Source organism: Streptomyces sp. SGAir0957 (genome assembly GCF_043523415.1).
The window spans coordinates 6,749,133-6,775,789 of the sequence record NZ_CP027293.1; the positions used below are offsets into that span (position 1 = coordinate 6,749,133).

Genomic DNA, 26,657 nt, shown 5'->3' on the forward strand with positions numbered 1-26,657 from the left:
CACCAGGGACGTCGTCACTATGGGGGCATAAGCTGCCTTTATGAGCAAGGAGCGCAGCGAGCCCACGGATCCCGCACAGCCGCCGGGCATGCTCGCGCACCGCGTTCCCGACCTCGGGGCGCTCGAACTGCTGCTCGCCGTGGCGCGGCTCGGCAGCCTCGGGGGCGCCGCGCGCGAACTCGGGATCACCCAGCCCGCCGCGAGCAGCCGGATCCGGTCCATGGAGCGGCAGCTCGGCCTCGCCCTCGTCGACCGTTCGCCGCGCGGGTCCCGGCTCACCGCGACGGGCGCCCTGGTCACGGACTGGGCGCGGCGCGTCGTGGAGGCGGCCGAGGAGTTCGACGCCGGGGCGCAGGCGCTGCGCGACCGGCGGGACTCGCGGCTGCGGGTCGCCGCCAGCATGACGATCGCCGAGTACCTCCTGCCGCGCTGGCTGATCGCGCTGCGGGCGGCGCGGCCCGACACGGCGGTGTCGCTGCTCGCCGGGAACTCGGCGGCGGTCGCCGAGCGGTTGCTCGCCGGGGAGGCGGATCTCGGGTTCGTGGAGGGGCTCTCGGTCCCGGCCGGGCTCGACGCGACCGTCATCGCCCATGACCATCTGATCGTCGTGGCCGCGCCCGGCCATCCCTGGGTGCGGCGGCGCCGGCCGCTCACGGCGGAGGAGCTTTCCGCCACGCCGCTCATTCTCCGGGAGGAGGGGTCGGGGACCCGGCAGGTGCTCGACGCTGCGCTCGGCGGGCTGGCCCGGCCGCTCATCGAGTTGTCCTCGACCACGGCGGTCAAGGCGGCCGCCGTGAGTGGGGCCGGGCCCTCCGTCTTGAGTGAGTTGGCGGTGGGGGAGGAGTTGGCCTCTCGGCGGCTTGTTCGGGTTCCGATGGAGGGGGCTCTCCTGGCGCGGGATCTGCGGGCCGTCTGGCCGACGGGGCATCCTCCTGTGGGGCCCGCGCGGGATCTGCTCGGGTTGACGCGGTCTCGTTGAGCGGGGGGTTTCGCGGGGCGGCGGGGTTGCGGCTCGGGTCGCGGGGCTCTGCCCCGGACCCCGCTCCTCAATCGCCGGAGGGGCTTGAATGCGGAGGGGCTTGAATGCGGAGGGGGTTGAGCGGCGGAGGGGGTTGAGCGGCGGAGGGGGTTGAATGGCGGAAGGGCTTGAACGGGCGGAGGGGCTCGAACGGCGGAAGGGCTTAAACGGCGGAGGGGCTTGCAGTGGTCAGAAGCCGTGTGGGGCCGATGCCGCTCGGATCAGGCCCTCCGTCACCCTGCTGTCCTCGCCCATCTCCGGATGCCACTGCACGCCCATCACCCATGTCATGCCGGGCAGTTCCACCGCCTCGATCGTGCCGTCCGCCGCGTACGCCGAGGCGACCAGGCCGCGGCCCAGGCGGTCGACGGCCTGGTGGTGGTAGGTCGGGACGTCCGAGGGCTCCGGGACGAGCTCGCCGTAGCGGGTGCCGGGGACCGGGGTCACGGTGTGGCGGCCGAACGTGCCGACCTCCTTCACATGGCCGTCCAGGTGCTGCGTCAGCGTCCCGCCGAGCGCCACGTTCAGGAGCTGCATGCCGCGGCAGATCCCGAGCAGCGGGGTGCCGGAGGTCATGGCGGCCCGGATCAGGGCGAGTTCCCAGGTGTCCCGCTCCGGCGCGGGCGGGCCCGTGCGCGGGTCGCGTGCGGCGCCGTAGCGGTCGGGGTCCACGTCGGGGCCGCCCGCGACGATCACGCCGTCGAGCCGCGCGACCACCGAGGGGGCCTGCGCCGGGTCGTCGGGCGGCAGCATCGTGGCGAGCCCGCCCGAGCGCTGGACCAGTGCGGGATAGCCGGCCGGGAGGAGCGCCGCGGGCAGCTCCCACACACCCCAGCGGGTCTGCCGCTCCAGATAGGTGCTGATGCCTATCAGAGGCCTCACCATGGTGCCGTGCTCCCCAACCTCGGTCGTGCTGCGTGCGGTGCGGTCTTCTCCGGTCCGGCCGGGCTCAGAGCGTAGGTGATCGTCGCGCGGGCCACCGGGGCGTTCAGCATGCGGGCACCTCATTGGCATGGCTCCACACCATTGCGGAACGGTGCTCAGGTCAAGAAGCCGCGCAGCAGCGCCGCCGTGCCGCCGCAGTGCTCGCGCGTCATCTCCCGCGCGCCGTCCGCGTCCCCGTCGAGCACCGCCTCGACCAGCGCGGTGTGCTGGCGCTGGGAGTGCTCCAGGTTCCGGACGAGCAGGGGGATGCAGTCCAGGAGGTCGTTCAGCGTGGCCCGGACCGCCGCGTACTGGGCGGCCAGGGTCGGGGAGCCGGACAGCTCGGCGAGGGTCAGGTGGAGCAGGGTGTCCTGGCGGCGGTAGTGCGCGAGCGGCGCGTCGTGCGTGGCGGCGAGCGCCGTGCGCAGCCGCCCGGCCCCTTTCGCGTCGAGGGGGTGCGCCGCGCACAGGCCCGCCGCGCCCACCTCCAGGACCTCCCTGAAGCGCAGGACGTCTTCGATGTCGACGCCCTCGACGCGGCGCCGCAGCTCGTCCTCGCCGGCCGCGCCGGAGCGCGGCAGCACGAAGGTGCCGCCGTAGCGTCCGCGCCGCGACTCGACGAGGCCCTGTTCCTGAAGCACCTTCAGGACTTCGCGCAGGGTGACCCGGCTGATGCCGAGGCGGTCCGCCAACTCCCGCTCCGACGGCAGGCGTTCGCCGTCCGGGACGAGGCCGAGCCGGACGACCTGGAGTATCTGTTCGAGGGCTTCCTCGAACCCGTTGCCCGCCCGGACCGGGCGCAGCACCGTCCCGAGGCCGCCCTCGCCGTCCGTGTGCGCCATACGGACCGGTCCCCTTCCCAAGCAATGGTCTGCCGCAATACCTTATGGCTCCCGGCCGACCCAAGGGACCCTCGGGACCCAAGGAGGTTTCTTCCGTGGCAGACCGCAGCGTGGCGGACCGCACATCCCCGCTCGGCGTGGAGGAGTTGCACGCCCTGGTCGCGGGCGGCGAGATCGACACCGTCGTCCTCGCCTTCCCCGACATGCAGGGGCGGCTCCAGGGCAAGCGGTTCGCCGCCCGCTTCTTCCTCGACGAGGTCCTGCACCACGGCACGGAGGGCTGCAACTACCTGCTCGCCGTCGACGCCGAGATGAATACCGTCGACGGTTACGCGATGTCGTCCTGGGACCGCGGCTACGGCGACTTCGCCATGCGCCCCGACCTGGCGACCCTGCGCCGCATCCCCTGGCATCCCGGCAGCGCCCTGCTCATCGCCGACCTCGCCTGGGAGGACGGCTCGCCCGTCGTCGCCGCGCCCCGGCAGATCCTGCGCCGCCAGCTGGAGCGTCTCGCCGGGCACGGTCTTCGCGCCCAGGCCGGCACCGAGCTGGAGTTCATCGTCTTCAAGGACACCTACGAGCAGGCCTGGGACGCCAACTACCGCGGGCTCACCCCGGCCAACCAGTACAACATCGACTACTCCGTCCTCGGCACCGGCCGCATCGAGCCCCTCCTGCGCCGCATCCGCAACGAGATGGCGGGCGCGGGCCTCACCGTGGAGTCCGCCAAGGGCGAGTGCAACCCCGGCCAGCACGAGATCGCCTTCCGCTACGACGACGCCCTCGTCACCTGCGACCAGCACGCGATCTACAAGACGGGCGCCAAGGAGATCGCCGCGCAGGAAGGCGTCTCGCTCACCTTCATGGCCAAGTACAACGAGCGCGAGGGCAACTCCTGCCACATCCACCTCTCGCTCACCGATGAGGACGGGACGAGCGTGATGGCGGGCCCGGACGGCATGTCCCAGGTCATGCGCCACTTCCTCGCCGGGCAACTCGCCGCCCTGCGCGACTTCTCCCTCCTCTACGCCCCGCACATCAACTCCTACAAGCGGTTCCAGCCCGGCTCCTTCGCCCCGACCGCCGTCGCCTGGGGCCACGACAACCGCACCTGCGCCCTGCGCGTCGTCGGCCACGGCCCCTCGCTCCGCTTCGAGAACCGGCTCCCCGGCGGCGACGTCAACCCGCACCTCGCCGTCGCGGGCCTCGTCGCGGCGGGCCTGTACGGCATCGAGCACGAGCTCGACCTCCCCGACCCCTGCGCGGGCAACGCCTACGACGCCGGGTACGACCACGTGCCCACCACCCTGCGCGAGGCCGCCGAACTGTGGGAGAACAGCTCCATCGCCGCGGCCGCGTTCGGCGACGAGGTCGTCGCCCACTACCGCAACATGGCCCGGGTCGAGACCGACGCCTTCGACGCCGCGGTGACCGACTGGGAGCTGCGCCGCTCCTTCGAACGCATGTGAGGAGCGCCCCCGTTGTCCCGTCCGGTGTCCCTTCCCTCGTCCCTTCCCTCGTCCCTTCCGTCGTCACAGGCGGCACTTGAGGTACTCAATCCCGCGACCGAAGAGGTCGTCGCGTCCGTCCCCGCCGCCGACCCCGGAGCCGTCGACGCGGCCGTCGCCCGCGCCGTCCGCGCCCAGCGCGCCTGGGCCGCCGCCGCACCCGCCGACCGGGCCCGCCTCCTGCGCCGCTTCGCCGACACCGTCGACCAACACGTCGAAGAGCTGGCCCGGCTGGAGGTCCAGGAGGCCGGGCACCTCATCGGCAACGCCCGCTGGGAGGCCGGCAACGTCCGCGATCTGCTCCTCTACGCCGCCGGTGGCGCCGAGCGGCTCACCGGGGCGCAGATCCCCGTCCCCGGCGGCTGGAACGTCACCTTCCGCGAACCCCTCGGCGTCGTCGGCGTCATCGCCCCCTGGAACTTCCCCCTGCCGATCGCCGCATGGGGCACGGCCCCCGCCCTCGCGGCGGGCAACGCCGTCGTCCTCAAACCCGCCGAGACGACCCCGCTGACCGCCCTCCGCCTCGCCGAACTCGCTCTTGAGGCCGGGCTGCCCGAGGGCCTCTTCCAGGTCGTGCCCGGACACGGGAGCGTCGCGGGCCGCGCCCTCGTCGACCACCCGGACGTGGCGAAGATCGTCTTCACCGGGTCGACCCGCACCGGCCGCGAGGTCATGGAGCGCTGCGCCGCGCAGGTCAAGCCGGTCACCCTCGAACTCGGCGGCAAGAGCCCCAACATCGTCTTCGCCGACGCGGACCTGCCCCGCGCCCTCGACCCGTTCTCCTTCCTCGACAACTCAGGCCAGGACTGCTGCGCCCGCACCCGCATCCTCGTTCAGGAATCGATCCACGAGGAGTGCGCGGCGCTGCTCACGGAGGCGGTCGGCGCCGTCGTCGTCGGCGATCCGCTGGACGAGAAGACCCAGATGGGGCCGCTCATCTCACGCCACCAGCTGGACCGCGTACGGGGCATGGTGCCGGACACCGCCGACGGCATCCGGGGCAGCGCGCCCACCGGGCCCGGCTTCTGGTTCCCGCCGACCGTGCTCACCGGCGAGGCGGCCGACTCCGCCGCGGCCACCGAGGAGATCTTCGGGCCCGTCGCGGTGCTGCTCCCGTTCACCGACGAGCAGGACGCGATCCGCCTCGCCAACGCCACCCCGTACGGGCTCGCCGGGTCGCTGTGGACCCGGGACCTGGGGCGCGCCCTGCGCGTGTCCGGTGCCGTCCGCGCCGGCAACCTGTCCGTGAACTCGCACTCGGCCGTCCGGTACTGGACCCCCTTCGGCGGCTTCAAGCAGTCCGGGCTCGGGCGCGAACTCGGCCCCGACGCGCTGACCGCCTTCACCGAGACCAAGAACGTCTTCATCAGCACGGAAACCACGGAGGGCCCCGCACTGTGAGCGAAGAGAACATCTGCCGCCGCCTCGTCGGCCGCACCGCCGTCATCACCGGCGCCGGGAGCGGCATCGGCCTCGCCACCGCCCGCCGCCTCGCCTCCGAGGGCGCGCATGTCGTCTGCGGCGACATCGACGAGGCGACGGGGAAGAAGGCCGCCGAGGAGGTCGGCGGGGTCTTCGTCCCGGTCGACGTCACCGATGCCGAGCAGGTCGAGGCGCTGTTCAGGACGGCCTACGACACCTACGGCTCCGTCGACATCGCCTTCAACAACGCGGGCATCTCGCCGCCCGACGACGACTCCATCCTCGACACCGGCCTGGAGGCGTGGAAGCGCGTCCAGGACGTCAATCTCACCTCTGTCTACCTGTGCTGCAAGGCGGCGATCCCGTACATGCGGCGCCAGGGCAAGGGCTCCATCATCAACACGGCGTCGTTCGTGGCGCGGATGGGCGCCGCCACGTCGCAGATCTCGTACACCGCCTCCAAGGGCGGCGTCCTCGCCATGTCGCGGGAGCTGGGCGTGCAGTTCGCGCGGGAGGGCATCCGGGTGAACGCCCTGTGTCCGGGGCCGGTGAACACCCCGCTCCTCCAGGAGCTGTTCGCCAAGGATCCGGAGCGGGCCGCCCGGCGTCTCGTGCACATTCCGGTCGGGCGGTTCGCCGAAGCCGACGAGATCGCGGCCGCCGTCGCCTTCCTCGCCAGCGACGACGCCGCCTTCGTCAACGCCACCGACTTCCTTGTCGACGGCGGCATTTCGGGCGCGTACGTCACGCCTCTGTAGGGGACACGCCAGGTCGGTGTACGGTCCCCGAATGCGTAACAGAAATGTTGCCGCGTGGACCTCGGCCGTGGTCACCTCCCTGGTGGCCGCGGCTCTCGTCTCTCCTGCGGCCGCCGCCACGTCCGCGTCCCCCACCACGTCCCGGGCCTGTCCGCAGCTGTCGAAGAAGCTGCCGTGGTACGGACACAACCGCGCCAAGCTCCAGCGCATGATCGACGAACGGGGCAGTTGCAACGGCCACCGGGGGCCGCGTCCCGTCGCCGCGTTCGACTGGGACAACACCGTCTCCAAGAACGACGTCACCGACGCGACCATCGCCTGGTCCCTCAAGCACGACAAGATCCTGCGCCCCGCCAGCTGGAAGAAGACTAGCAAGTGGCTGACGGACGACGCCGACAAGGCGCTGACGAAGGCCTGCGGCACCCGCGTCCCCGTCGGCGCCCCCCTGCCCACCTCCACCGACACCGACTGCACGGACGAGATCTTCAACATCCGCGAGTCCGGCAAGACGATGAGCGGCGCCGCCGCCTTCGCGGGCGACTGGAACCACCGCCGCACCGTCCCCCAGTACGCCTGGGTGCCGCAGCTCTTCGCCGGGCACACCGTCCCCGAACTGGAGTCCTACGCGGCCGCCGCCCGCAAGGAGGCCCTCGCCGCGCCCGTCGGCGCCACCCAGAAACTGGGCACGCACACCATCCCCGGCTACGTCCGCTACTACGCCCAGCAGCGCGACCTCATCCGTACGCTCCAGAAGGCCGGCTTCGACGTCTACATCGTCTCCGCCGGGTCCGAGCCGGTGACCGAGGTCTGGTCGCGCGGCGTCGGCATCGACCGGAAGCACACCGTCGCGATCCGCTCCGTACTGGACCGCAAGGGCCGCATCACCAAGTACAACGAGGGCTGCGGCGGCGTCGGCAGGACCCAGGGCGAGGCCATCCCGTACATCGACGGCAAGCGCTGCTGGATCAACCAGGAGATCTACGGCGTCAAGGGCAAAGCCGCCTGGAACAAGCAGAGCTGGGGCAAGCGCATCGCCCTCGGCGGCGGTGACGCCGACACCGACGTGACCTTCGTCGGCGACGCGACCGGCGCCCACCTCGTGCTCAACCGGAACAAGAACGAGATCATGTGCCGGGCCTACGACAACGCCGACGGACGCTGGGTCGCCAACCCCATGTTCATCGAGCCGCTGCCGAGGAAGCCCGGGACCTACCCGTGCTCCACCGCCGCCTACAACCTGCCCGAGGGCGGATTCGGCCCGCTGTACCGGCCGGACGGCTCGGTCGTACCGGATCAGGTCGACTCGGTGCACTGAACCAAGGGCGTCCCCGCCGTCACCCCGGTCGTCCCCGTCGCCGCGGCGGGGACGACCGGGTGGCGGCGTCACCGCGACGGGCGGGGCGGGTTCAGAGGAAGGTGTAGCCCTCGCCGCGGTACGTGGGCACGGTCTCGGTGATCGCGTCCCCCTCCACCAGGTGCAACACCTCGAACCGCTCGCACAGTTCACCGGCCTTCGCGTGCCGGAACCACACCTTGTCGCCGATCAGCAGATCGTCGGCGGCCGAGCCGAGCAGCGGCGTCTGCACCTCGCCCGGCCCCTCCTGGGCGTCGTAGCGCAGCCCCTCCGGGAGATACGGCACCGGCAGCCGGTCCGGGCCCGCCGCGCCCGACGCCGGATAGCCGCCGCCCAGCACCGTGACCACGCCGACGCCGGGCCTGCGCACGACCGGCTGCGCGAACAGCGCGGCCGGACGCCCCCTGAAGGAGGTGTAGTTGTCGAAGAGCCGCGGCACGTACAGCCCCGACCCGGCGGCGATCTCGGTGACGGCGTCCTCGGCCGCGGTGTGCTGGACGCTGCCCGTCCCACCCCCGTTGACGAACTCCAGGTCGGGCGCGACCGCCCGCACGGCCCGCACCACCTCGGCACGGCGCCCGGCCAGCTCCTTGCGCGCCGCCGCCTGCATCAGCCGGATCGCCCGCGACCGCACGGGGCGGCCCGTCACCGCGTCGCCGACCCCGGCCACATGCCCCTCGTACGCCATGATCCCGACGAGCCGGAACCCGGGCCTGCGCGCCACCGACCGCGCCAGCTCGGCGAGTTGGGCGGGGGTGCGCAGCGGCGACCGCAGCGCCCCGATCCGCACCCGCCCGCCCAGCACCTGCCACGAGGTGTCCAGCTCCAGGCAGACCCGGATCTCCTCACGGCCCCCGTCCCGGGCACCGTCGATCAACTGCAACTGCGCCGGATCGTCGATCATCACCGTCACGGCGGCGGCCAGCTTGGGGTCGTGCGCCAGCTCGGCGAAGGCGGCCCGGTCGGCCGACGGATACGCCAGCAGTACGTCATCGAACCCGGACCGCGCCAGCCAGACCGACTCCGCCAGCGTGAACGACATGATCCCGGCGAACCCGTCCCGGGCGAGGACCCGCTCCAGCAGGGCCCGGCACCGAACGGACTTGCTGGCCACCCGGATCGGCTTCCCGGCGGCACGGCGTACGAGATCGTCGGCATTGGCGTCGAAGGCGTCCAGATCCACGAGCGCCAGCGGGGCGTCGAGGTGTGCGGTGGCCCGGTCGAAGCGGGCCCGGTCGGCGGCGCGCGGTGTCATGGACGCAGCCTGCCAGACCCGATTACCGCAGGGTAGAGGGACGTTCCGGGCAGATCGGCCGCGCCCGTGGACTGCATGGTCCGGTCCGTGGGCGAGCCCGTTAGAGTGACGCGCACGCAGGCTCAGGAAACGGGGAGGCATGAGCACGGAAGCCCGCAGCGTCCCGCCGCGCCCGACCCAGCCCCCCGCCACCCCACCGATGCCCACGACCCCACCCCCACCCCTCCCTTCCTCCCGCCTCCCGGACAACCCACCGGCCCCGGCCAGAGGCACAGGGAACCCGCAACCCAGCCCCGCCGGGGGCGCGGGGAACGGCGCGAGCAACCACGACGGCGCCGCACCGCCGGCGATCCCGACGCCCGGCGCGCCCGTCAGGGGCGCGGGGAACGGCGCGACCAGCCACAACGGCGCCGCACCCGCAACGCCTCCGCCGACCCCTCACGGCGCCCCCGCGCACCCGAACGAAACCACCGCCCGCCTACGCCCCATCCCCCCGGCCCCGCCCCAGGCACCCGCCCCGACCCAGGCACCCGCACCCGTACCGGCCCCGCCGACACCCCCGCCGACACCCCCGCCGCCCCGGAGGCCGGTGGCCACGGTCGACCTCACCCCGAACCCCCAAACGGCCGGCAGGCCCTTCGTCACGTTCGCCCGCCCCGAGCACTACGACGACAGCACCACACGGCTGCGCCCCATCGGCGCCCGCCTCCGCCCGCGCGCGGCGGCAGCCGCGGCCTGCCTGGTCCTGGGTCTGGGCCTGATCGGCGGCGCGGCCACCGGCACCTTGCTGACCGTCGACGACAGCGACGCCGCCGTCTCCGCGCAGAGCGCCTACCGCGACGCCGCCGACCTGTGGCACGCCATCCCCGTGGACCGGCTCTTCCCCCGCACCCTGAACGGCGAGGGCGCGGGCCCCGGCGGAGCCGACCGCACCTGGACGCGGATCGGCGTCGCCCCCGACAGCGGCTGCGGGGACGCCTTCGACCCGCTGCTGAAGAAGGCGCTGCGCCCGGCGGGCTGCCAGCGCCTGCTGCGGGCGACCTACACGGACGCGACCCAGTCCCACGTCACGACCGTAGGCCTGCTGTTCACGAGCGCCGACGCCGAGACGGCCAAGTCGTTGCGCACCCGGTTCTCGGAGGAGGGCCTGGACCGCCGCGCGGACCTGCTGCCCCGCCCGTACGCGGTCCCCGGCACGGACGCGGCGCACTTCGGCGACGCCCAGCGCGCGTCCTGGACGCTCAACGTGCTGACCGACGCCCCGGTCGTCGTCTACGCGGTGTCCGGCTTCGCCGACGGCCGCACCGTCGCCGACCCGCAGCCCGCCGCCGAGGCCATGAAGACGGACGCGACGACCGCCCCCGCCCAGGCGGGCCTCGGCCACGAGGCGCAGGGCATCGCCGACCGGGTCGAGCGCGGACTGCGCAAGGCCGTCCAGAAGTCCACGGAGCAGACGTCATGAACCGCCTTCGCCGGATCGCCGCGCTCGCGGGCGCCGCGGCCCTCGCCCTGCTCCCGGCCGCCGCCGCGCACGCCGACTCGGTCCGCGCGCAGCAGTGGGGCCTGACCGCCCTGCACACGCAGGAGGCGTGGCGTACGACGAAGGGCGCGGGCATCACCGTCGCCGTCCTGGACACGGGCGTCGACGACCAGCACCCCGACCTCGCGGGCAACGTCCTGGCCGGCAAGGACCTCATAGGGTTCGGCGCCGGACGCGGCGACACCCCCTGGGCCCGGCACGGCACCGCCATAGCGGGCATCATCGCGGGCCACGGACACGGCGCGGGCAACGGTGACGGCGTCATCGGCATCGCCCCGGAAGCGAAGATCCTTCCCGTCCGCGTGATCCTGGAGGACGGCGACAGCTCCCGTGCGAAGGCCCGCGAGACCCGGGGAAACGCCCTGGCCGAGGGCATCCGCTGGGCCGCGGACAACGGCGCCGACGTCATCAACCTCTCTCTCGGCGACGACTCCCCGACCGCCCACGCGGAGGCGGGCGAGGACGAGGCCGTGCAGTACGCCCTGAAGAAAGGTGTCTCCGTCGTCGCGTCGGCGGGCAATGGCGGCAAGAAGGGCGACCACATCTCCTACCCGGCGGCCTACCCGGGCGTCATCTCCGCCACGGCCGTCGACTCGGACGGCAACCGCGCGGACTTCTCCACCCGCCGCTGGTACGCCAGTGTCGCCGCGCCCGGCCGGGGCATCGTCACCGCCGATCCCGACCGCAAGTACTACTCGGCGTGGGGGACCAGCGCCGCCTCCGCGTTCGTCTCGGGCGCCGTCGCCCTGGTCCGCGCCGCGCACCCGGGCCTGAGCCCCGCCCAGATCAAGCAGCTCCTGGAGGACACGGCGGGGAACCCGCCGGCCGGGGGCCGTGACGACTCGCGCGGCTTCGGCATGGTCGACCCGGCCGCCGCGATCGGCGCGGCCGCGAAGCTGCAACCGCAGGGCCTGACCTCGGCCGCGTACGGCGAGAAGTACTTCGGCCCCGGCCCGGACGACCCGGACGACGACGAACCGGCGGGCTGGGTCGCGCCGGTCGCCTATGTCCTCGGCGCGCTGCTCCTGGGCGCGGCGTTCCACCTGTGGCGGGGCCACCGCCTGAGCCGCCGCCGCTGACCGGCCGCCTCGCCGGGCCCCGGGTCCTGCGGCTTCACCCACCGTCGCCGACGGCCTTCACCGCCGCCTTCGCCACGTCCTCCACCAGTGAGATCCCGTCGTCCTTGGTGGTGCTGCCGTTCGACACCACCGCGACCAGGTACCGCTTCCCGGCCACGCTCACCCGCCCGACGCTGTTGATCACCCACAGCTCGGTGGTGGACCGCCGCAGCCAGCCGTTCTTCAGCTCGGCGGCGGTCCCGGACGAGGCCGCGGCGGAGACGCCCCACGCCTGATCGGCCTCGACGTTCCCCATCAGCTCCTGGACGTACGCGCGCGACGCCGCGCTCAGTGCCGAGCCGCCGACGCCGAACACCTGCCTGAGCAGGACGAGCTGGTCGGCGGCCGTGGTCTGGGTCAGCCCCCACAGCGGCCCGTCGCCACCGGCGGTCGCGGTGAGGCCGAGGCGTTCGTTCGCCGCGTCGAGCCCGTCCGCGCCGCCGATGGTCTTCCACAGGGCCGTCGTCGCGTCGTTGTCGCTGCGCTCGATCATCGCGGCGGCGTACGCCTTCTCCTGGGCGGTCGGCGTCCGGCCGTCGTCCTGCGCCTTCAACAGCAGCGCGGCGAGCACGTCGACCTTCACGATGCTCGCCGTGTCGTACGTCGTCCCGTCGCCGGGCGTGTACGCGGCGCTCGTACCGCCCGCCACGTCGAGCACGGCGACGGAGACCGCGCCCTCGTGCCCGGCGGCCACCGCGCGGACGGCCTCGGCGAGCTTGGCGTCCTGGTCCACGGGGCTCCTCTCAGGGGTGGGCGTCGAGGCCGTCGAGCCGGTCGAGACCCTGGAGACGAGCGCGGCCGCGTCGTGGGCCTGCGCCTTCACGTAGACCGTAGTGCCGGCGGTGGCGGCGAGGAGCACCGCCGAGGCGACGGCGGCACGGCGCAGAGGGCGCCCGCGGCCGGCTCCGCGGTGCCCGTGGGGCGTGGGGGACATGGGCCCGATGCTGCGACGGCGTCCTGTGCGGACCATGAGCCGCACCTCAGGGTCCGCTGAGAATGTGCCCCGGGCGGCTCGGTAGGGTCGGTGAACGTGGCGAACAAGAACATTCCCGACCCCGGCTTCTCCGACGACGACGGCACCGCGGACCCGCGCCTGGCCGAAGCCCTGACCGCCTGGTCCCAGGACCGCACGGCCCACGGCCCGGTCCTTGAGGCGCTGAAGGGGGCCCGCCTCCTGGTCCCCGTCGTCGCGGTACTCGGTGAGGTCGAGGAGGACGAGAACGGGCTGCGCCGCGAGAAGACCAGCGACATGGCCGTCCCCACCCTCAAGGCGGGCAGCCGCACCGCGCTCCCCGCCTTCACCTCCACCCACGCCCTGGCCCTGTGGGACCCGGAGGCGCGGCCGGTCGCCGTCCCGCTGCACCAGGCGCTCCAGGCGGCCGCCCACGAGAAGGCCGACACCGTCGTCCTCGACCTCGCGGGCCCGGTCCCGTACGAGATCACGGGCGCCGCCCTCTACGCCCTCGCCGAGGGCCGTGCCTCCGCCGACCCGCTGGCCGACCCCGCGGTCACCGGCGCCGTGCGCGCCGCGGTCGCCGCCGAGCCCGCCGTGCACCGCGCCCACCTGGGCCCCGGCTCGGCGGACGGCGTCCTCGCCCTGGTCCTCGCACCGGGCGCCGACCCGGCGGCGACGGCCCGCGCCGTGGCCGGGCGCATTGCCGCCGACACAACACTGAGGGCCCGCCTGGTGCGCGGCCTCGACCTGGCACTTCTGCCGGCCGAGGCGACGCCACAGGGCGAGCCCCTCTTCGTACGCGAGACCTGAGTACGGGAGATCTGAGTACGGGAGATCTGACTACGGCAGATCTGACTACGAGAGACCTGACTACGGCAGATCTGGGCGGACCGCGGTCCTAGCCGTACACGGCCCCCGTGTACTTCTCGCCCGGACCCTGGCCCGGCTCGTCCGGGACGAGCGACGCCTCGCGGAACGCCAGCTGGAGCGACTTCAGGCCGTCGCGCAGCGGGGCCGCGTGGAAGGAGCTGATCTCGGTGGCGCTGCCGTCGAGCAGCCCGGCCAGGGCGTGGATCAGCTTGCGGGCCTCGTCCAGGTCCTTGTGGGCGTCGCCCTCCTCGGTCAGGCCCAGCTTCACCGCGGCGGCGCTCATCAGGTTCACCGCGACCGTCACGATGACCTCGACGGCGGGCACCTCGGCGATGTCGCGGGTCAGCGCGTCGTAGTCGGGCGTCTCAGGGGCAGCGGCGGAAGAGGCCGCGGGGGTGGGCTCACTCATGCCCCACACGATATGCCGCCCACGTCGCACCGCCGTCCGCGCACCCGGTTGGGCCCACCCCCCGAGAGCTGCTAACCTTGTGTAACGACCGGCCGGACACCCACGTCCTCGCACACCGAGCGACCTGAGTACCCGGCCCACAAGTGGAGGCTCCGATCTCCCACCCGGCCACCCTCACGGGAGGCGGGTCACCGGTCAGGCGGTCCCCATCGTTCCGTACGGACGATGGAACCGTCCGAGTTTGCGCCCCGCGGTCCACCGTGGCGGTGCTCCGGTATTTCCTTGGAGCCCCGCGTGTGTACCGTCCGGGGCATTTTTTGTGCGTCGGCGCGGTTGGTAGTCATCAGAAGATACGCGGCGGTCCGCCAGGCCGTCGTGTGGTGCTAACCGAGGAGGATCCATCAGCGCCGAGCCCCGCATCAACGACCGGATTCGCGTTCCCGAAGTGCGTCTTGTCGGTCCCAGCGGCGAGCAGGTCGGGATTGTTCCGCTTGCCAAGGCCCTTGAGCTCGCTCAGGAGTACGACCTCGACCTGGTCGAGGTGGCGGCGACGGCCCGTCCGCCCGTCTGCAAGCTCATGGACTACGGCAAGTTCAAGTACGAGTCGGCCATGAAGGCCCGTGAGGCGCGCAAGAACCAGGCGCACACGGTCATCAAGGAGATGAAGCTCCGGCCGAAGATCGATCCGCACGACTATGACACCAAGAAGGGTCACGTCGTCCGGTTCCTCAAGCAGGGCGACAAGGTCAAGATCACGATCATGTTCCGTGGTCGCGAGCAGTCCCGGCCGGAGCTCGGCTACCGACTGCTCCAGCGTCTCGCGAACGACGTCGAGGACCTCGGGTTCGTCGAGTCGAACCCGAAGCAGGACGGCCGAAACATGATCATGGTCCTCGGTCCGCACAAGAAGAAGACCGAGGCGATGGCCGAGGCCCGCGAGGCGCAGGCCGCCCGCAAGGCCGACGCGAAGGCCAACCCCGGTAAGTCGCAGAACGCGGCTGAGGGCGAGGCCGTCATCGAGGACGCCGAGGCGCCCGCCGAAACCCCCGCCGAGGCACCTGCCGAGGCATGATCCGACGGCGTACAGCCTGTGCGCCGCGGATACCAACTGAGACAACTGACGTTCCCAGACGGCCGGTCCGGGCCCACGGCACGGACCGGCCGGGAGCGCCACTGACGAGGAGAGAACGGCGCTATGCCGAAGAACAAGTCGCACAGCGGTGCCAGCAAGCGCTTCAAGATCACCGGCTCCGGCAAGGTGCTCCGTGAGCGCGCCGGCAAGCGCCACCTGCTCGAGCACAAGTCGTCCCGCGTGACGCGCCGCCTCACCGGCAACGCCGAGATGGCCCCGGGCGACGCCGCGAAGATCAAGAAGCTTCTCGGCAAGTGACCTGCCGGCGCTTCGGCGCCGCGCACGTCGGCTGAACCGGGACCTATTCGAATTCGGGTCGGGTGAGTCCAACCCCGGCCCCGCTACAAGGAGTTAACAAGTGGCACGCGTCAAGCGCGCAGTCAACGCGCACAAGAAGCGTCGGGCGATCCTCGAGCAGGCCAGCGGCTACCGCGGTCAGCGTTCGCGTCTGTACCGCAAGGCCAAGGAGCAGGTCACCCACTCCCTGGTCTACAACTACAACGACCGCAAGAAGCGCAAGGGCGACTTCCGTCAGCTGTGGATCCAGCGCATCAACGCCGCTGCCCGCCAGAACGGCATGACGTACAACCGCCTCATCCAGGGTCTGAAGGCCGCCAACATCGAGGTGGACCGCAAGATCCTCGCCGAGCTGGCCGTCAACGACGCGAACGCCTTCGCGGCGCTCGTCGAGGTCGCGCAGAAGGCGCTGCCCGCGGACGTCAACGCGCCCAAGGCTGCGGCCTGACGCTCCGCTGAGCCGGTGTAATCGGACCCGCAGGTCAGCTGGCCTGCGGGTCCGAGTGCGTCTGCCCCCGTCCGTTCTCTGCGGGCTCTGCCACCGTCGTGGTCGCTCGCGCAGTTCCCCGCGCCCCTTCGTCGTTCCAGGTGAGTTCTTATGGTTGCCGCCCCCGAGTTGATCTCTCCCAAGTCGTCCCGGGTCTCCGCCGCTCGGCGGCTGGCCAAGCGGAACTTCCGGGGGAAGGAGCGGCTGTTCCTCGCCGAGGGGCCGCAGGCCGTGCGGGAGGCCGCCGCACACGGGGCACTGGTCGAGATGTTCGCCACCGTCGACGCCGCCGAGCGCTACGCCGACATCGTCGCCGAGGCCCGCGCGATCGACGCCCGGGTGCACCTCGCCGACGAGGACGTCATCGCCGACATCTCCACGACCGTGACCCCGCAGGGGCTCGTCGGGGTCTGCCGCTTCCTGGACACGCCGTTCGAGGAGATCCTCGCCGCCCGGCCCCAGCTCGTCGCCGTACTCGCCCACGTACGCGACCCCGGGAACGCCGGGACCGTGCTGCGGTGCGCCGACGCCGCCGGCGCCGAGGCCGTCGTGCTCACGGACGCGTCCGTCGACCTCTACAACCCCAAGGCCGTACGTGCCTCGGTCGGCTCCCTGTTCCATCTGCCGGTCGCCGTGGGCGTCCCCGTCGAGCAGGCCGTCGCCCGGCTCAAGGAGGCGGGCGTACGCATCCTCGCCGCCGACGGAGCGGGCGAGGACGACCTCGACGACGAGCTGGACAAGGGCACCATGGGCACCCCGACCGCCTGGGTCTTCGGCAACGAGGCGTGGGGGCTGCCCGAGGAGACCCGCGCCCTTGCCGACGCCGTCGTCCGCGTCCCCATCCACGGCAAGGCCGAGAGCCTCAACCTCGCCACGGCCGCCGCCGTCTGCCTCTACGCCTCCGCGCGCGCCCAGCGCGCCCCCGGCGGGTGCCGCCACTGAGCCCCAGGGGCGTCCGCGGTGACTGGTAGTCGGTCACTCGTGACTAGTAGGGTGACGCACTCGAGGCCCACTGCGCCGTTTCGAGAGGTGGGGTACGGGGACATGACGGTCCGCACCAGCAGGACAGCAGGGGTGAGCACACCCCCTGGGGCCCTCACGCCCGGTCCCGCCGGAGCCGGCCTGACCCCCGACGACCTGCCCGACGGACTCGTCGTCGCCGACGAGAGCGGCCGCGTCGTCTGCTTCAACCTCGCCGCCGAACGCATCACCGCCGTCCCCGCCGCCCGCGCCCTCGGAGCGCCCCTCGATCGCGCGCTGCCCCTGGAGGACCTGGAGGGGCGGCGCTGGTGGCAGCTGACCGACCCGTACGGCGGGCTCGCCACGCGCAAGGGGCAGCCCGAACGCAATCTGCTGCTTCCGGGCGGGCGGGAAGTGCTGGTCAGCGCCCGTTACGTGCGCACCCGGCCCACCGGCCCCGTCCGCCGCGTCGTCGTCTCGCTCCGCGACACCGAGGCCCGGCGCCGCACCGAGCGCAGCCACGCCGAGCTGATCGCCATCGTCGCCCACGAGCTGCGCTCCCCGCTGACCAGCGTCAAGGGGTTCACCGCGACGCTGCTCGCCAAGTGGGAGCGGTTCACGGACGAGCAGAAGCGGCTGATGCTGGAGACCGTCGACGCCGACGCGAACCGGGTCACGCGGCTGATCGCCGAGCTGCTCGACATCTCCCGCATCGACTCGGGCCGCCTCGAGCTGCGCCGCCAGCCCGTCGACATCGGGGCCGCCGTCTCCCGGCACATCCAGGCCCACGTCGCCTCGGGGCAGAGCGCCTACCGGTTCCTGCTGCGGGTGCGGCAGCCGCTGCCCGACCTGTGGGCCGATCCGGACAAGGTCGACCAGGTGCTGAGCAACCTGCTGGAAAACGCGGTGCGGCACGGCGAGGGAACCGTCACCATTGACGTGGAGCCCTCCACGACGGCCAGGGAATCGACCTCGGTCACCGTCAGCGACGAGGGCCCGGGCATTCCGGAGGAGTCCATGAACCGCGTCTTCACCCGCTTCTGGCGGGGCAGCAAGCGCGGCGGCACCGGGCTCGGCCTGTACATCGTCAAGGGCATCGTCGAAGCCCACGGCGGCACGATCACCGTCGGCCGGGCGCCCGGTGGCGGCGCCCGCTTCCGATTTACGTTGCCCGTGGCGGCCCCGGCGTATCTGAGCGCCTGAGCGGTATCGGCCCCACGGGCGCATTCACACACGTCACCCCCGTTAGACTCGTCCTTTGGCACATTGCGTCTCCACGTCAGGGCGCGTCAGGAACGACGAGTCACCGACGGGGCCATCCGCCAGCCAATCGGAAGTACGGGAAGAGATGTCGGCACCGAACAAGTCGTACGACCCTGTCGAGGTCGAGGCACTGAAACCGGAAGAGATCGAGCGCGTGCGGGACGAGGCGCTCGCCGCCTTCGCCGCCGCGGACTCGCTCGAGGCGCTTCAGGAGGCCAAGGTCGCGCACACCGGCGGCACGTCGCCGCTGTCGCTCGCCAACCGCGAGATCGGCGCGCTGCCCCCGCAGGCCAAGGCCGCCGCGGGCAAGCTCGTGGGCCAGGCCCGCGCCGCCGTCGGCCGGGGCCTCGCCGCCCGCCAGGCCGAGCTGGAGGCAGAGCGCGACGCGCGCGTCCTGGTCGAGGAGGCCGTGGACGTCACGCTGCCCTACGACCGCACCCCGGCCGGTGCCCGCCACCCCCTGACGACCATGATGGAGCGCGTCGCCGACGTCTTCGTCTCCATGGGGTACGAGGTCGCGGAGGGCCCCGAGGTCGAGGCGGAGTGGTTCAACTTCGACGCCCTGAACTTCACGCCCGACCACCCGGCGCGGCAGATGCAGGACACCTTCTTCGTCCAGGGCCCCGAGGGCACCGAGGGCGACGAGTCCGGTGTCGTCCTGCGTACGCACACCTCTCCCGTGCAGGCCCGCACGCTGCTCGACCGCGAGCCGCCCGTCTACGTCGTCTGCCCGGGGCGGGTCTTCCGCACCGACGAGCTGGACGCCACGCACACCCCGGTCTTCCACCAGATCGAGCTGCTCGCGGTGGACGAGGGCCTGACCATGGCCGACCTGAAGGGCACCCTGGACCACATGGTCAAGGCGCTCTTCGGCGCCGACATGAAGACGCGCCTGCGCCCGAACTACTTCCCGTTCACCGAGCCGTCCGCCGAGATGGACATGGTCTGCTACGTGTGCCGCGGCGAGTCCGTCGGCAACCCGGACCGTCCCTGCCGCACCTGTGGCAGCGAGGGCTGGATCGAGCTGGGCGGCTGCGGCATGGTCAACCCGCGCGTGCTGACCGCGTGCGGCGTCGACCCCGAGAAGTACAGCGGATTCGCCTTCGGGTTCGGCATCGAACGGATGCTGATGTTCCGCCACAACGTCGAAGACATGCGAGACATGGTCGAGGGTGACGTCCGGTTCACCCGGCCGTTCGGGATGGAGATCTGATGCGGGTCCCGCTTTCCTGGCTGCGGGAGTACGTCGACCTCCCCGCCACCGAGACCGGCCGTGACGTGCAGACCAAGCTGGTCGGCGTAGGCCTTGAGGTGGAGACCGTCGAGCAGCTCGGCGCCGACCTCAAGGGCCCCCTGGTCGTCGGCCAGGTCCTGACCATCGAGGAGCTCGAAGGCTTCAAGAAGCCCATTCGCTTCTGCACCGTCGACGTCGGCACCGCCAACGGCACCGGCGAGCCGCAGGAGATCGTCTGCGGCGCCCGCAACTTCCAGGTCGGCGACAAGGTCGTCGTCGTGCTGCCCGGCGCCGAGCTGCCCGGCGGCTTCGCGATCGCCGCGCGCAAGACGTACGGCAAGACCTCGCACGGCATGATCTGCTCCACCGACGAGCTGGGCATGGGCGACGACGGCACGCACGGCATCAGCGTGCTGCCGCCGGAGCACGAGGCCGGCACCGACGCCATCGAGCTGCTCCAGCTCGTCGACGAGGTGCTCGACATCGCCGTCACCCCCGACCGCGGCTACTGCCTCTCCCTGCGCGGCATCGCCCGCGAGACCGCCACCGCCTACGGGCTCCCGCTGCGCGACCCGGCGCTCCTGGACGTGCCCGCGCCGAACGCGCACGGCTACCCGGTCCGCGTCGCCGACCCGATGGCCTGCGACCGCTTCACCGCCCGCACGGTCACCGGGCTCAGCCCCGAGGCCCGCTCGCCGATCTGGCTCCAGCGCCGCCTGCAGAAGGCGGGCATGCGCCCGATCTCGCTCGCCGTCGACGTCACGAACTACGTGATGCTGGAGCTCGGCCAGCCGCTGCACGCCTACGACCGCTCGCTCATCCAGGGCGCGATCGGCGTGCGCCGCGCGCTGCCCGGCGAGAAGCTCAGGACCCTCGACGGCGCCGAGCGCACCCTCGACGCCGAGGACCTGGTCATCACCGACGACCGCGGTCCGATCGGCCTCGCCGGTGTCATGGGCGGCGCCAACACGGAGATCGGCGACCACGAGGAGGGCGCCGGGACCACCGACGTCGTCATCGAGGCCGCGCACTTCGACGCGCTGACCATCGCCCGCGCCTCGCGCCGCCACAAGCTGTCCTCCGAGGCGTCCAAGCGCTTCGAGCGCGGCACCGACCCGCAGGCCACGGCCGCCGCGGCGCAGCGCGTCGTCGACCTGCTCGTGCTGCTCGCGGGCGGCACCGCCGAGCAGGGCGTCACCGAGGTCATCGCGCCGGGCGCGCCGCGCACCATCACCATCCCGGCCGACCACCCGGACAAGGTCGCGGGTGTCGCCTACGGCCGCGAGACCGTGGTGCGCCGCCTCCAGGAGGTCGGCTGCGACGTCTACGGGCAGGACGCCCTCACGGTCACCGTGCCGTCCTGGCGCCCCGACCTGACCGACCCGAACGACCTGGCCGAAGAGGTCATCCGCCTGGAGGGATACGAGAACCTGCCCTCCACGCTGCCGAAGCCCCCGGCGGGCCGCGGCCTGACCGAGCGCCAGCGTCTGCACCGCCGCGTCGGCCGCGTCCTCGCGGGCGCCGGATACGTGGAGGCGCCGAACTACCCGTTCATCGGCGAGGCCGTCCTCGACCAGCTCGGTCTGGAGAAGGACGACCCGAAGCGCCGCGTCGTCACCCTCGTCAACCCGCTCTCCGACGAGGAGCCCGCCCTCCGTACGACGCTGCTCCCGGGCCTCCTGTCCGCGCTGCGCCGCAACGACGGGCGCGGCAACCACGACCTGGCTCTCTTCGAGACCGGCCTCGTCTTCCACCCGCGGGAAGAGCTGCGTATCGCGACGCGCCTGCCCGTGGACCGGCGGCCCACCGAGGACGAGATCGCCTCGCTGACGGCCGCGCTCCCGCACCAGCCCCGGCACGCCGCGGTCGTCCTCGCGGGCGCCCGTGAGCAGACCGGCTGGTGGGGCAAGGGCACCCCGTCGATCTGGGCCGACGCCGTCGAGGCGGCGCGCGTCGTCGCCCACGAGGCGGGCGCCGAACTCGTCGTGGAGCAGGGCCAGTACGGGCCGTGGCACCCCGGCCGGTGCGCCGCCCTGTACGTCACGCTCGACGGCGCCAAGACGCTCGTCGGGCACGCCGGTGAGCTGCACCCGCGCGTCGTCAAGGCGCTCGGCCTGCCCGCCCGCACCAGCGCCATGGAGCTGAACCTCGACCTCGTCGAGCAGGCCGGCGCCGGTGTCGTGCAGGCGCCGCGGATCTCGACGTTCCCCGTCGCCACCCAGGACGTCGCGCTCGTCGTCGACAAGGACGTCCCGGCCAAGGCCGTGGAGGACGCGCTGCGCGCGGGCGCCGGTGAACTCCTGGAGTCGCTGCGCCTGTTCGACGTGTACGAGAACGCGGAGCAGCTCGGCGAGGGCAAGAAGTCCCTGGCCTACGCGCTGCGCTTCCGTGCCGCCGACCGCACCCTGACGGTCGACGAGGCCAGCGCGGCCCGTGACGCGGCGGTCGCGCGGGCGGCCGAGGCGACGGGCGCGGTGCTGCGCGGCGCGTAAGCGGGGCGAGCACAGCGCTGATGAGGGGCGCATCCGGGACCACCGGGTGCGCCCCTCACTCGTTCGGGTGACGACCTCCCATGAGGCGACCGGATCGGGGGCAGGCGTTGTGGAACCGCCGCCGGGCCGTCCGGCGCGCGCTCGCACCGGGCCGAGGGGGCCGCCGGCATGATGATGCGGAACAGGACCAGGGCGCCCACCCGCACCGCCTTCCGGGCCCGGCTGCGGCGCGCCGCGCTCCTCGGTCTGCCGACGCTCTGGGGCGGCGCCGCCGTCACCTGGGAGCTGACCTGCCCGCTCGCCCAGCAGCACAGCCTCGGCGCGCGGATCGTCAGCAGCGCCGTCTTCTTCCTGGTCGGCAGCGGGCTCGTCCTCCACGTACGGCAGGGGCTGCTGCGGGAGCTGCGGGACGTCAAGGCCGTCGCGGGCGCCGCCCAGTCCGTGCTCCTGCGGCCGCTGCCCGCGCGGCTCGACGGGTTCGCGCTCGCCGCCGGGCAGCTCTCCGCCGACCCCGCCGCCAGCATCGGCGGCGACCTGTACGACGTCGTCTCCACCGACCACGGCGTCCGGGTGGTCATGGGTGACGTCCGCGGCCACGGGCTGAGCGCGCTCGCCGGGGTCGGCGCCGTCCTCGGCAGCTTCCGCGAAGCCGCCCACGACGAGGCCGAACTCGTCGGGGTGCTGCGGCGGTTGGAGCGGGCCCACGGCCGCCATCTGCGCCGGCACGCGGGCGACGAACATCCGGCCGCCCCGGCCGGGAAGACCGACTGCCCGCTCTCCGAGGAGTTCGTGACCGTCCTGCTCCTGGAGATCCGGCAGGACGGCACCGTGTACGCCCTCAACTGCGGGCACCCCTGGCCGTACCTGCTGCGCCCGCGCGCCGCGCGCTGCGCCGAGCCCCTGACCGGCGGCGAGCCGATGCCGCCGGTCGGCATGTTCCCGCTGCCCGCGGACGCCGCGCCCGTGCGGTGCGGTCGGATCGCGCCGGGGGAGGGGCTTCTTCTGCACACCGACGGCATCGAGGACGCCCGGGACGCCCACGGCCGGTTCTTCCCGCTGCAGGAGGAGCTGTGCGCCGCGGTCCGCCGCCGCAAGGTGATCGTGCCGGAGGCCGTCATCCGCGCCGTGTACGGCCGACTCCTCGGCCACGCGGGCGGGCCGCCCGGTGACGACGCGGCCCTGCTCGTCCTGCGCAACGACCGCGGACGCGTCCCCGTCCAGCACACCGAGCTTCTCGGCCGCGCCGCCCAGCGGGTGCACTGAAACCGGCGGCGCCGCCGGCGCCGTCCGCCCGCCGCGGAGTTGTGGGCAGGCGAGCGGGCGGACGGCACGGGATCGGACCGCCGTCTGCATTCGAGGGGGAGCCGACGGCCCGGTCGGCCTCTTACGAGGCAGTTCAGTCAAGCGGGAGACGGCGGGCCGGAACAGAGTGCAGAGGCCCCGGAGTTGGGCATTCCGTTCACACCCCGTGCGAACGGACCCGGGCTAGGCTGGCAGCAACGAGCCCACGGAGGGCATCCATGCAGCCCAACACCCTGCTCGACGCCATACTCGACGAGGCCGGAATCTCGCACGCGGGCCTCGCGGCGCACGTGAACCACGCGGGCCGCGCCCGTAACCTGGCGTTGCGCTACGAGCACACCGCCGTCGCCCGCTGGCTGAAGGGCCAGCGCCCGCGGGGCCAGGTCCCCGACCTGATCTGCGAGGTGCTCAGCGCGCGCCTCCAGCGCCCCGTCACCCTCGACGACATCGGCCTCGGCATCCCCGGCGAACCGGCCGCCCCGCACGCCTCCACGCTCTCCGGCTTCGTGGAGCGGGCCACCGCGGTGTGGCGCTCCGACGAACAGCAGCGCCGGCACATCCTCGACGCCCCGGCCGTCACCGGCACGCCCGCCGTCATGCCCGTGTGGGAGTGGGAGAACCCGCCGGAGGACACCGACGTCTCGCGCGGCGGGCGCCATGTCGTCAGCCCCGCCGACATCGAGATGATGCGCTCGGCCCGTACGCACTACGAGCAGATGTACCGCAAGGCGGGCGGGATCGCGACGCGCACCCGCATCGTCGGCTTCCTCAACACGGAGGCCGCGCCGCTGCTGCGCGGCAGCTACACCGACGCCACCGGGCGCCAGTTGCACCGCGCCACCGGCGGACTCGTCGCCATCGCGGGCATCTGCGCCTACGACTCCGACGCGCACGGCCTGGCCCAGCGCTACTTCCACCAGGCGCTGCGGCTCGCGAAGGCGAGCGGGGACCGGGGGCTCGGGGCGTACGTCATAGCGCTCCTGGTGAACCAGTCGCTGCACATGCGCGAGCACCGGCAGGCCGTCGCCTTCGCCGAGGCCGCGCTGCGCGCCGCCGGGCGGCACATCACCCCGGCGCTCGCCTCGGATCTGTATGCCATGCAGGCGAAGGCGTACGCCCACCTCGGCGACGGTACGAGCGCCCTGGAGTGCATCCGGCGTGCCGAGTCCGCCGCCGACCGGATCCGGCGGGGGCACGAACCGGACGAGACGGGTTACGTCCAGCCCGGCTTCGTCAACGTGCAGGTCGCGGAGGCGTTGTTGAGCCTCGGCGACTACGCGGGCGCCCGGGAGCACGCCACCGAGGCCGTGCACACCCCGGCCCACGACCGCGGCCGGGTCCACCGGCTCGCGGTGCTCAGCCAGATCCAGCTCAGACAGGGCAACACCGAGCAGGCCGTCGCCACCGCCGTGGAGATGGCCGAGGCCGCGCGGGGGATGGAGTCCCAGCGCCTGCGCGACAGACTCCGGATGGTCCGCGAGCACCTCATGCGCAGCGGCTGCGCCGGCACGGCCGAGGCCGCCGAACTGATCGACGGAGCGCTGCGCGTACCCCTCTGAGCCCTTACCGGGGAGCCCGGTTCCGCTACTGCTGCGATATTGCCAGCAACTCGGCGGAAGGTGGCAGAACCGTGCAGTGGACGAAACAAAACGAACAAACTGTGTATGAAAACCGGTGGTTCACCGTCAATCTGGCGGACGTCGAACTCCCGGACGGCCGACACCTCGACCACTTCCTCATCCGGCTGCGCCCGGTGGCGGTGGCGACGGTGGTGAACGAGGCCAACGAGGTGCTGCTGCTGTGGCGGCACCGTTTCATCACCGACAGCTGGGGGTGGGAACTGGCCGCGGGTGTCGTCGAGGACGGCGAGGACATCGCGGAGGCGGCCGCGCGAGAGCTGGAGGAGGAGACCGGCTGGCGACCAGGACCTCTGCGGCACCTGATGAGCGTCGAACCGTCCAACGGACTCACGGACGCCCGGCACCACATCTACTGGACCGACGAGGGAACATACCTCGGCCACCCCCAGGACGACTTCGAATCGGACCGCAGGGAATGGGTCCCACTCAAGCTCGTCCCCGACATGATCGCTCGTGGAGAGGTCCCGGCCGCCAACATGGCGGCCGCGTTACTGCTCCTGCACCATCTCCGGCTCGGCTAGCGCCTCCCGCGCGCTAATGCCCGACCGCCTGCCAAATCGCGATGGCCAGGGCTCCGATCGCCGTCAAGGCGGCGACCGCGGGCAGAGGCCATCGGGTGTGCTCCAACGCGCTGATCCGTGAACTCAGATCGTCCTGATCCTTGACGGTCTGGTCGTCACGGTGAGCGAGAAGGGTGAGTTGGCCGTCGATCCGAGTCAGACCTACCTCGAAGACACGGCGTAACTCAGCGAGTTCCTCCGGGACCACGGAATACTCCGGGTCGGTGGTCACTGATCCGCTCCTTTCTGTAGCGGTCCCATCCCTGATGTACGCAACAGAAGTGAACTCGCCTGGTGGGCACGGCGACAGCGTGTGCGAAAGGCATATGCGAGTCACCCTCGCACTCCCCGTGCGAACGCAATGGGCCCGGTGCTCCGAAGAGCACCGGGCCCACTGACGAACACGGAGTGTGTTCGGGCTCCCGCGTGATCAGCCGTAGGTGTAGAACCCCGAACCGGTCTTGCGGCCGAGCCTGCCCGCGTCGACCATCCGCTGCAGCAGCGGCGGAGCGGCGTACAGCGGCTCCTTGTACTCGGCGTACATCGAGTCCGCGATCGAGGCGATGGTGTCGAGCCCGATCAGGTCGGAGAGCTTGAGCGGGCCCATCGGGTGGGCGCAGCCCAGCTCCATGCCGTTGTCGATGTCCTCGCGGCTGGCGATGCCGGACTCGAACATCCGGATGGAGGAGAGCAGGTACGGCACGAGCAGCGCGTTCACCACGAAGCCCGAGCGGTCCTGGGCGCGGATCGCGTGCTTGCCGAGGATCTTCTCCACCAGGACCTGGGCGCGGCTGATGGTGCCCTCGGAGGTGGTGAGCGCCGGGATCAGCTCGACGAGCTTCTGGACGGGCGCCGGGTTGAAGAAGTGGATGCCGATCACGTGGTCGGGCCGCGACGTCGCCACGGCCAGCTTCACCAGCGGGATGGACGAGGTGTTCGAGGCGAGGATCGCGTCGGGGCGGGTCACGACCTGGTCGAGGACCTGGAAGATCTCCGTCTTGACCTGCTCGTTCTCCACGACGGCCTCGATGACGAGGTCACGGTCGGCGAACTCGCCGAGGTCCGTGGTGAAGGTGAGCCGCTCCTGCGTCTCCGCCAGCTCGGCCTCGGTGATCTTGCCGCGCTCGGCCGCCTTGGCGAGCGAGTTGAGCAGCCGGGTCCGACCGATCTCCAGGGCCTCGCCGGTGGTCTCGGCCACCATCACGTCCAGGCCGCTGCGGGCGCACACCTCGGCGATGCCGGCCCCCATCTGGCCACAGCCCACCACGCCCACGCGTGTGATGTCAGTCAAGACGTCCGTCACCTCGTGCCTTTCGC

The 26,657-nt window shown here is 72.4% G+C and carries 24 protein-coding genes and 1 pseudogene; 18 read left to right on the top strand and 7 right to left on the bottom strand.

What is annotated here, in order from left to right; translation table 11 throughout:
• The first annotated feature begins 40 nt into the window (after positions 1–40).
• Positions 41–979 carry a LysR family transcriptional regulator gene (locus C1N81_RS35390; protein ID WP_394435417.1) on the top strand — a complete coding sequence of 313 codons (939 nt, stop codon included), beginning with the start codon at positions 41–43 and terminating at the stop codon, positions 977–979.
• Positions 980–1,207: 228 nt separating this feature from the next.
• On the opposite strand, the gene C1N81_RS35395 is transcribed toward C1N81_RS35390, so the two are convergent.
• Both C1N81_RS35395 and C1N81_RS35400 read right to left on the bottom strand, forming a co-directional pair.
• Entirely contained in the window at positions 1,208–1,903 is a 696-nt protein-coding gene (locus tag C1N81_RS35395; RefSeq protein WP_394435418.1) for a gamma-glutamyl-gamma-aminobutyrate hydrolase family protein, read from the bottom strand.
• A 155-nt stretch (positions 1,904–2,058) separates the two neighbouring features.
• On the bottom strand, positions 2,059–2,784 hold the full coding sequence (locus C1N81_RS35400; RefSeq protein WP_394435419.1) for a FadR/GntR family transcriptional regulator: 726 nt from the start codon (positions 2,782–2,784) through the stop codon (positions 2,059–2,061).
• A 110-nt stretch (positions 2,785–2,894) separates the two neighbouring features.
• Between C1N81_RS35400 and C1N81_RS35405 the strand changes: the two genes are divergently transcribed.
• From C1N81_RS35405 to C1N81_RS35420, 4 genes are read left to right on the top strand one after another with little or no spacing between them, the layout of a single operon-like run.
• Positions 2,895–4,253 (top strand): glutamine synthetase family protein, encoded by a 1,359-nt coding sequence (locus tag C1N81_RS35405; RefSeq protein ID WP_394438447.1) that lies wholly within the window; start codon positions 2,895–2,897, stop codon positions 4,251–4,253.
• 24 nt (positions 4,254–4,277) lie between these two features.
• Positions 4,278–5,693, top strand: coding sequence for an aldehyde dehydrogenase family protein (locus tag C1N81_RS35410; RefSeq protein WP_394438449.1), 1,416 nt, complete (start codon positions 4,278–4,280; stop codon positions 5,691–5,693).
• Positions 5,690–6,472 (top strand): 3-oxoacyl-ACP reductase, encoded by a 783-nt coding sequence (locus C1N81_RS35415; RefSeq protein ID WP_394435420.1) that lies wholly within the window; start codon positions 5,690–5,692, stop codon positions 6,470–6,472. Before C1N81_RS35410 ends, C1N81_RS35415 begins: the two co-directional genes overlap by 4 nt.
• 31 nt (positions 6,473–6,503) lie before the next feature.
• Positions 6,504–7,787: an HAD family hydrolase gene (locus C1N81_RS35420; protein WP_394435421.1), complete on the top strand. Its 1,284-nt coding sequence runs from the start codon at positions 6,504–6,506 to the stop codon at positions 7,785–7,787.
• A 91-nt stretch (positions 7,788–7,878) separates the two neighbouring features.
• On the opposite strand, the gene C1N81_RS35425 is transcribed toward C1N81_RS35420, so the two are convergent.
• A complete protein-coding gene (locus C1N81_RS35425) occupies positions 7,879–9,081 on the bottom strand; it encodes an amino acid deaminase/aldolase (protein ID WP_394435422.1) in 1,203 nt (400 codons plus the stop codon).
• A 589-nt stretch (positions 9,082–9,670) separates the two neighbouring features.
• Between C1N81_RS35425 and C1N81_RS35430 the strand changes: the two genes are divergently transcribed.
• Together C1N81_RS35430 and mycP are read left to right on the top strand one after the other, a co-directional pair.
• The gene (locus C1N81_RS35430; protein ID WP_394435423.1) at positions 9,671–10,543 is read left to right on the top strand and encodes a hypothetical protein; all 873 of its coding nucleotides are present in this window, start codon (positions 9,671–9,673) and stop codon (positions 10,541–10,543) included.
• Positions 10,540–11,700 (top strand): type VII secretion-associated serine protease mycosin, encoded by a 1,161-nt coding sequence (gene mycP / locus C1N81_RS35435; protein ID WP_394435424.1) that lies wholly within the window; start codon positions 10,540–10,542, stop codon positions 11,698–11,700. The genes C1N81_RS35430 and mycP overlap by 4 nt, the downstream gene beginning before the upstream one ends.
• A gap of 34 nt (positions 11,701–11,734) precedes the next feature.
• Here the strand turns inward: mycP and C1N81_RS35440 are convergent, their stop codons facing one another.
• Entirely contained in the window at positions 11,735–12,673 is a 939-nt protein-coding gene (locus tag C1N81_RS35440) for a serine hydrolase (RefSeq protein ID WP_394435425.1), read from the bottom strand.
• 96 nt (positions 12,674–12,769) lie between these two features.
• On the opposite strand from C1N81_RS35440, the gene C1N81_RS35445 reads away from it, so the two are divergent.
• Complete coding sequence (locus C1N81_RS35445; RefSeq protein WP_394435426.1) at positions 12,770–13,504, top strand: SseB family protein; 735 nt, start codon at positions 12,770–12,772, stop codon at positions 13,502–13,504.
• An 88-nt stretch (positions 13,505–13,592) separates the two neighbouring features.
• On the opposite strand, the gene C1N81_RS35450 is transcribed toward C1N81_RS35445, so the two are convergent.
• Positions 13,593–13,973 (bottom strand): DUF1844 domain-containing protein, encoded by a 381-nt coding sequence (locus C1N81_RS35450; protein ID WP_394435428.1) that lies wholly within the window; start codon positions 13,971–13,973, stop codon positions 13,593–13,595.
• A gap of 375 nt (positions 13,974–14,348) precedes the next feature.
• Here C1N81_RS35450 and infC point away from each other — a divergent pair.
• The 10 genes and pseudogenes from infC to C1N81_RS35500 all read left to right on the top strand — a co-directional run bounded on the left by infC (position 14,349) and on the right by C1N81_RS35500 (position 25,301).
• A pseudogene (gene infC / locus C1N81_RS35455) lies at positions 14,349–15,045 on the top strand (translation initiation factor IF-3).
• Between the two features lie 123 nt (positions 15,046–15,168).
• Positions 15,169–15,363, top strand: a complete 195-nt coding sequence (gene rpmI, locus C1N81_RS35460) for a 50S ribosomal protein L35 (protein ID WP_003977225.1) — start codon at positions 15,169–15,171, stop codon at positions 15,361–15,363.
• Positions 15,364–15,463: 100 nt separating this feature from the next.
• The gene (gene rplT, locus C1N81_RS35465) at positions 15,464–15,850 is read left to right on the top strand and encodes a 50S ribosomal protein L20 (RefSeq protein ID WP_006350245.1); all 387 of its coding nucleotides are present in this window, start codon (positions 15,464–15,466) and stop codon (positions 15,848–15,850) included.
• 150 nt (positions 15,851–16,000) lie between these two features.
• Complete coding sequence (locus tag C1N81_RS35470) at positions 16,001–16,831, top strand: TrmH family RNA methyltransferase (RefSeq protein WP_394435429.1); 831 nt, start codon at positions 16,001–16,003, stop codon at positions 16,829–16,831.
• Positions 16,832–16,933: 102 nt separating this feature from the next.
• A complete protein-coding gene (locus tag C1N81_RS35475; RefSeq protein ID WP_394435430.1) occupies positions 16,934–18,052 on the top strand; it encodes a sensor histidine kinase in 1,119 nt (372 codons plus the stop codon).
• 145 nt (positions 18,053–18,197) lie between these two features.
• A complete protein-coding gene (gene pheS, locus C1N81_RS35480; protein WP_394435431.1) occupies positions 18,198–19,325 on the top strand; it encodes a phenylalanine--tRNA ligase subunit alpha in 1,128 nt (375 codons plus the stop codon).
• Complete coding sequence (gene pheT, locus C1N81_RS35485; protein WP_394435432.1) at positions 19,325–21,838, top strand: phenylalanine--tRNA ligase subunit beta; 2,514 nt, start codon at positions 19,325–19,327, stop codon at positions 21,836–21,838. Before pheS ends, pheT begins: the two co-directional genes overlap by 1 nt.
• 171 nt (positions 21,839–22,009) lie before the next feature.
• A complete protein-coding gene (locus tag C1N81_RS35490; RefSeq protein ID WP_394438451.1) occupies positions 22,010–23,101 on the top strand; it encodes a PP2C family protein-serine/threonine phosphatase in 1,092 nt (363 codons plus the stop codon).
• Positions 23,102–23,358: 257 nt separating this feature from the next.
• Positions 23,359–24,699: a tetratricopeptide repeat protein gene (locus C1N81_RS35495; RefSeq protein WP_394435433.1), complete on the top strand. Its 1,341-nt coding sequence runs from the start codon at positions 23,359–23,361 to the stop codon at positions 24,697–24,699.
• Positions 24,700–24,770: 71 nt separating this feature from the next.
• On the top strand, positions 24,771–25,301 hold the full coding sequence (locus C1N81_RS35500; protein WP_394435434.1) for an NUDIX domain-containing protein: 531 nt from the start codon (positions 24,771–24,773) through the stop codon (positions 25,299–25,301).
• Positions 25,302–25,314: 13 nt separating this feature from the next.
• On the opposite strand, the gene C1N81_RS35505 is transcribed toward C1N81_RS35500, so the two are convergent.
• Positions 25,315–25,572 carry a hypothetical protein gene (locus tag C1N81_RS35505; protein WP_394435435.1) on the bottom strand — a complete coding sequence of 86 codons (258 nt, stop codon included), beginning with the start codon at positions 25,570–25,572 and terminating at the stop codon, positions 25,315–25,317.
• 198 nt (positions 25,573–25,770) lie between these two features.
• A complete protein-coding gene (locus C1N81_RS35510) occupies positions 25,771–26,631 on the bottom strand; it encodes a 3-hydroxybutyryl-CoA dehydrogenase (protein WP_394435436.1) in 861 nt (286 codons plus the stop codon).
• Positions 26,632–26,657 lie beyond the last annotated feature (26 nt).

Excerpts from the sequence above, each read along its gene's own strand:
- C1N81_RS35420 (WP_394435421.1), top strand. The coding sequence starts at position 6,504 with ATGCGTAACAGAAATGTTGCCGCGTGGACCTCGGCCGTGGTCACCTCC.
- C1N81_RS35450 (WP_394435428.1), bottom strand. The coding sequence starts at position 13,973 with ATGAGTGAGCCCACCCCCGCGGCCTCTTCCGCCGCTGCCCCTGAGACG.
- C1N81_RS35400 (WP_394435419.1), bottom strand. The coding sequence starts at position 2,784 with ATGGCGCACACGGACGGCGAGGGCGGCCTCGGGACGGTGCTGCGCCCG.
- C1N81_RS35390 (WP_394435417.1), top strand. The coding sequence starts at position 41 with ATGAGCAAGGAGCGCAGCGAGCCCACGGATCCCGCACAGCCGCCGGGC.
- C1N81_RS35425 (WP_394435422.1), bottom strand. The coding sequence starts at position 9,081 with ATGACACCGCGCGCCGCCGACCGGGCCCGCTTCGACCGGGCCACCGCA.
- C1N81_RS35475 (WP_394435430.1), top strand. The coding sequence starts at position 16,934 with ATGACGGTCCGCACCAGCAGGACAGCAGGGGTGAGCACACCCCCTGGG.
- pheT (WP_394435432.1), top strand. The coding sequence starts at position 19,325 with ATGCGGGTCCCGCTTTCCTGGCTGCGGGAGTACGTCGACCTCCCCGCC.
- C1N81_RS35495 (WP_394435433.1), top strand. The coding sequence starts at position 23,359 with ATGCAGCCCAACACCCTGCTCGACGCCATACTCGACGAGGCCGGAATC.
- C1N81_RS35470 (WP_394435429.1), top strand. The coding sequence starts at position 16,001 with ATGGTTGCCGCCCCCGAGTTGATCTCTCCCAAGTCGTCCCGGGTCTCC.
- C1N81_RS35490 (WP_394438451.1), top strand. The coding sequence starts at position 22,010 with ATGATGCGGAACAGGACCAGGGCGCCCACCCGCACCGCCTTCCGGGCC.
- C1N81_RS35440 (WP_394435425.1), bottom strand. The coding sequence starts at position 12,673 with ATGTCCCCCACGCCCCACGGGCACCGCGGAGCCGGCCGCGGGCGCCCT.
- pheS (WP_394435431.1), top strand. The coding sequence starts at position 18,198 with ATGTCGGCACCGAACAAGTCGTACGACCCTGTCGAGGTCGAGGCACTG.
- C1N81_RS35395 (WP_394435418.1), bottom strand. The coding sequence starts at position 1,903 with ATGGTGAGGCCTCTGATAGGCATCAGCACCTATCTGGAGCGGCAGACC.
- mycP (WP_394435424.1), top strand. The coding sequence starts at position 10,540 with ATGAACCGCCTTCGCCGGATCGCCGCGCTCGCGGGCGCCGCGGCCCTC.
- rpmI (WP_003977225.1), top strand. The coding sequence starts at position 15,169 with ATGCCGAAGAACAAGTCGCACAGCGGTGCCAGCAAGCGCTTCAAGATC.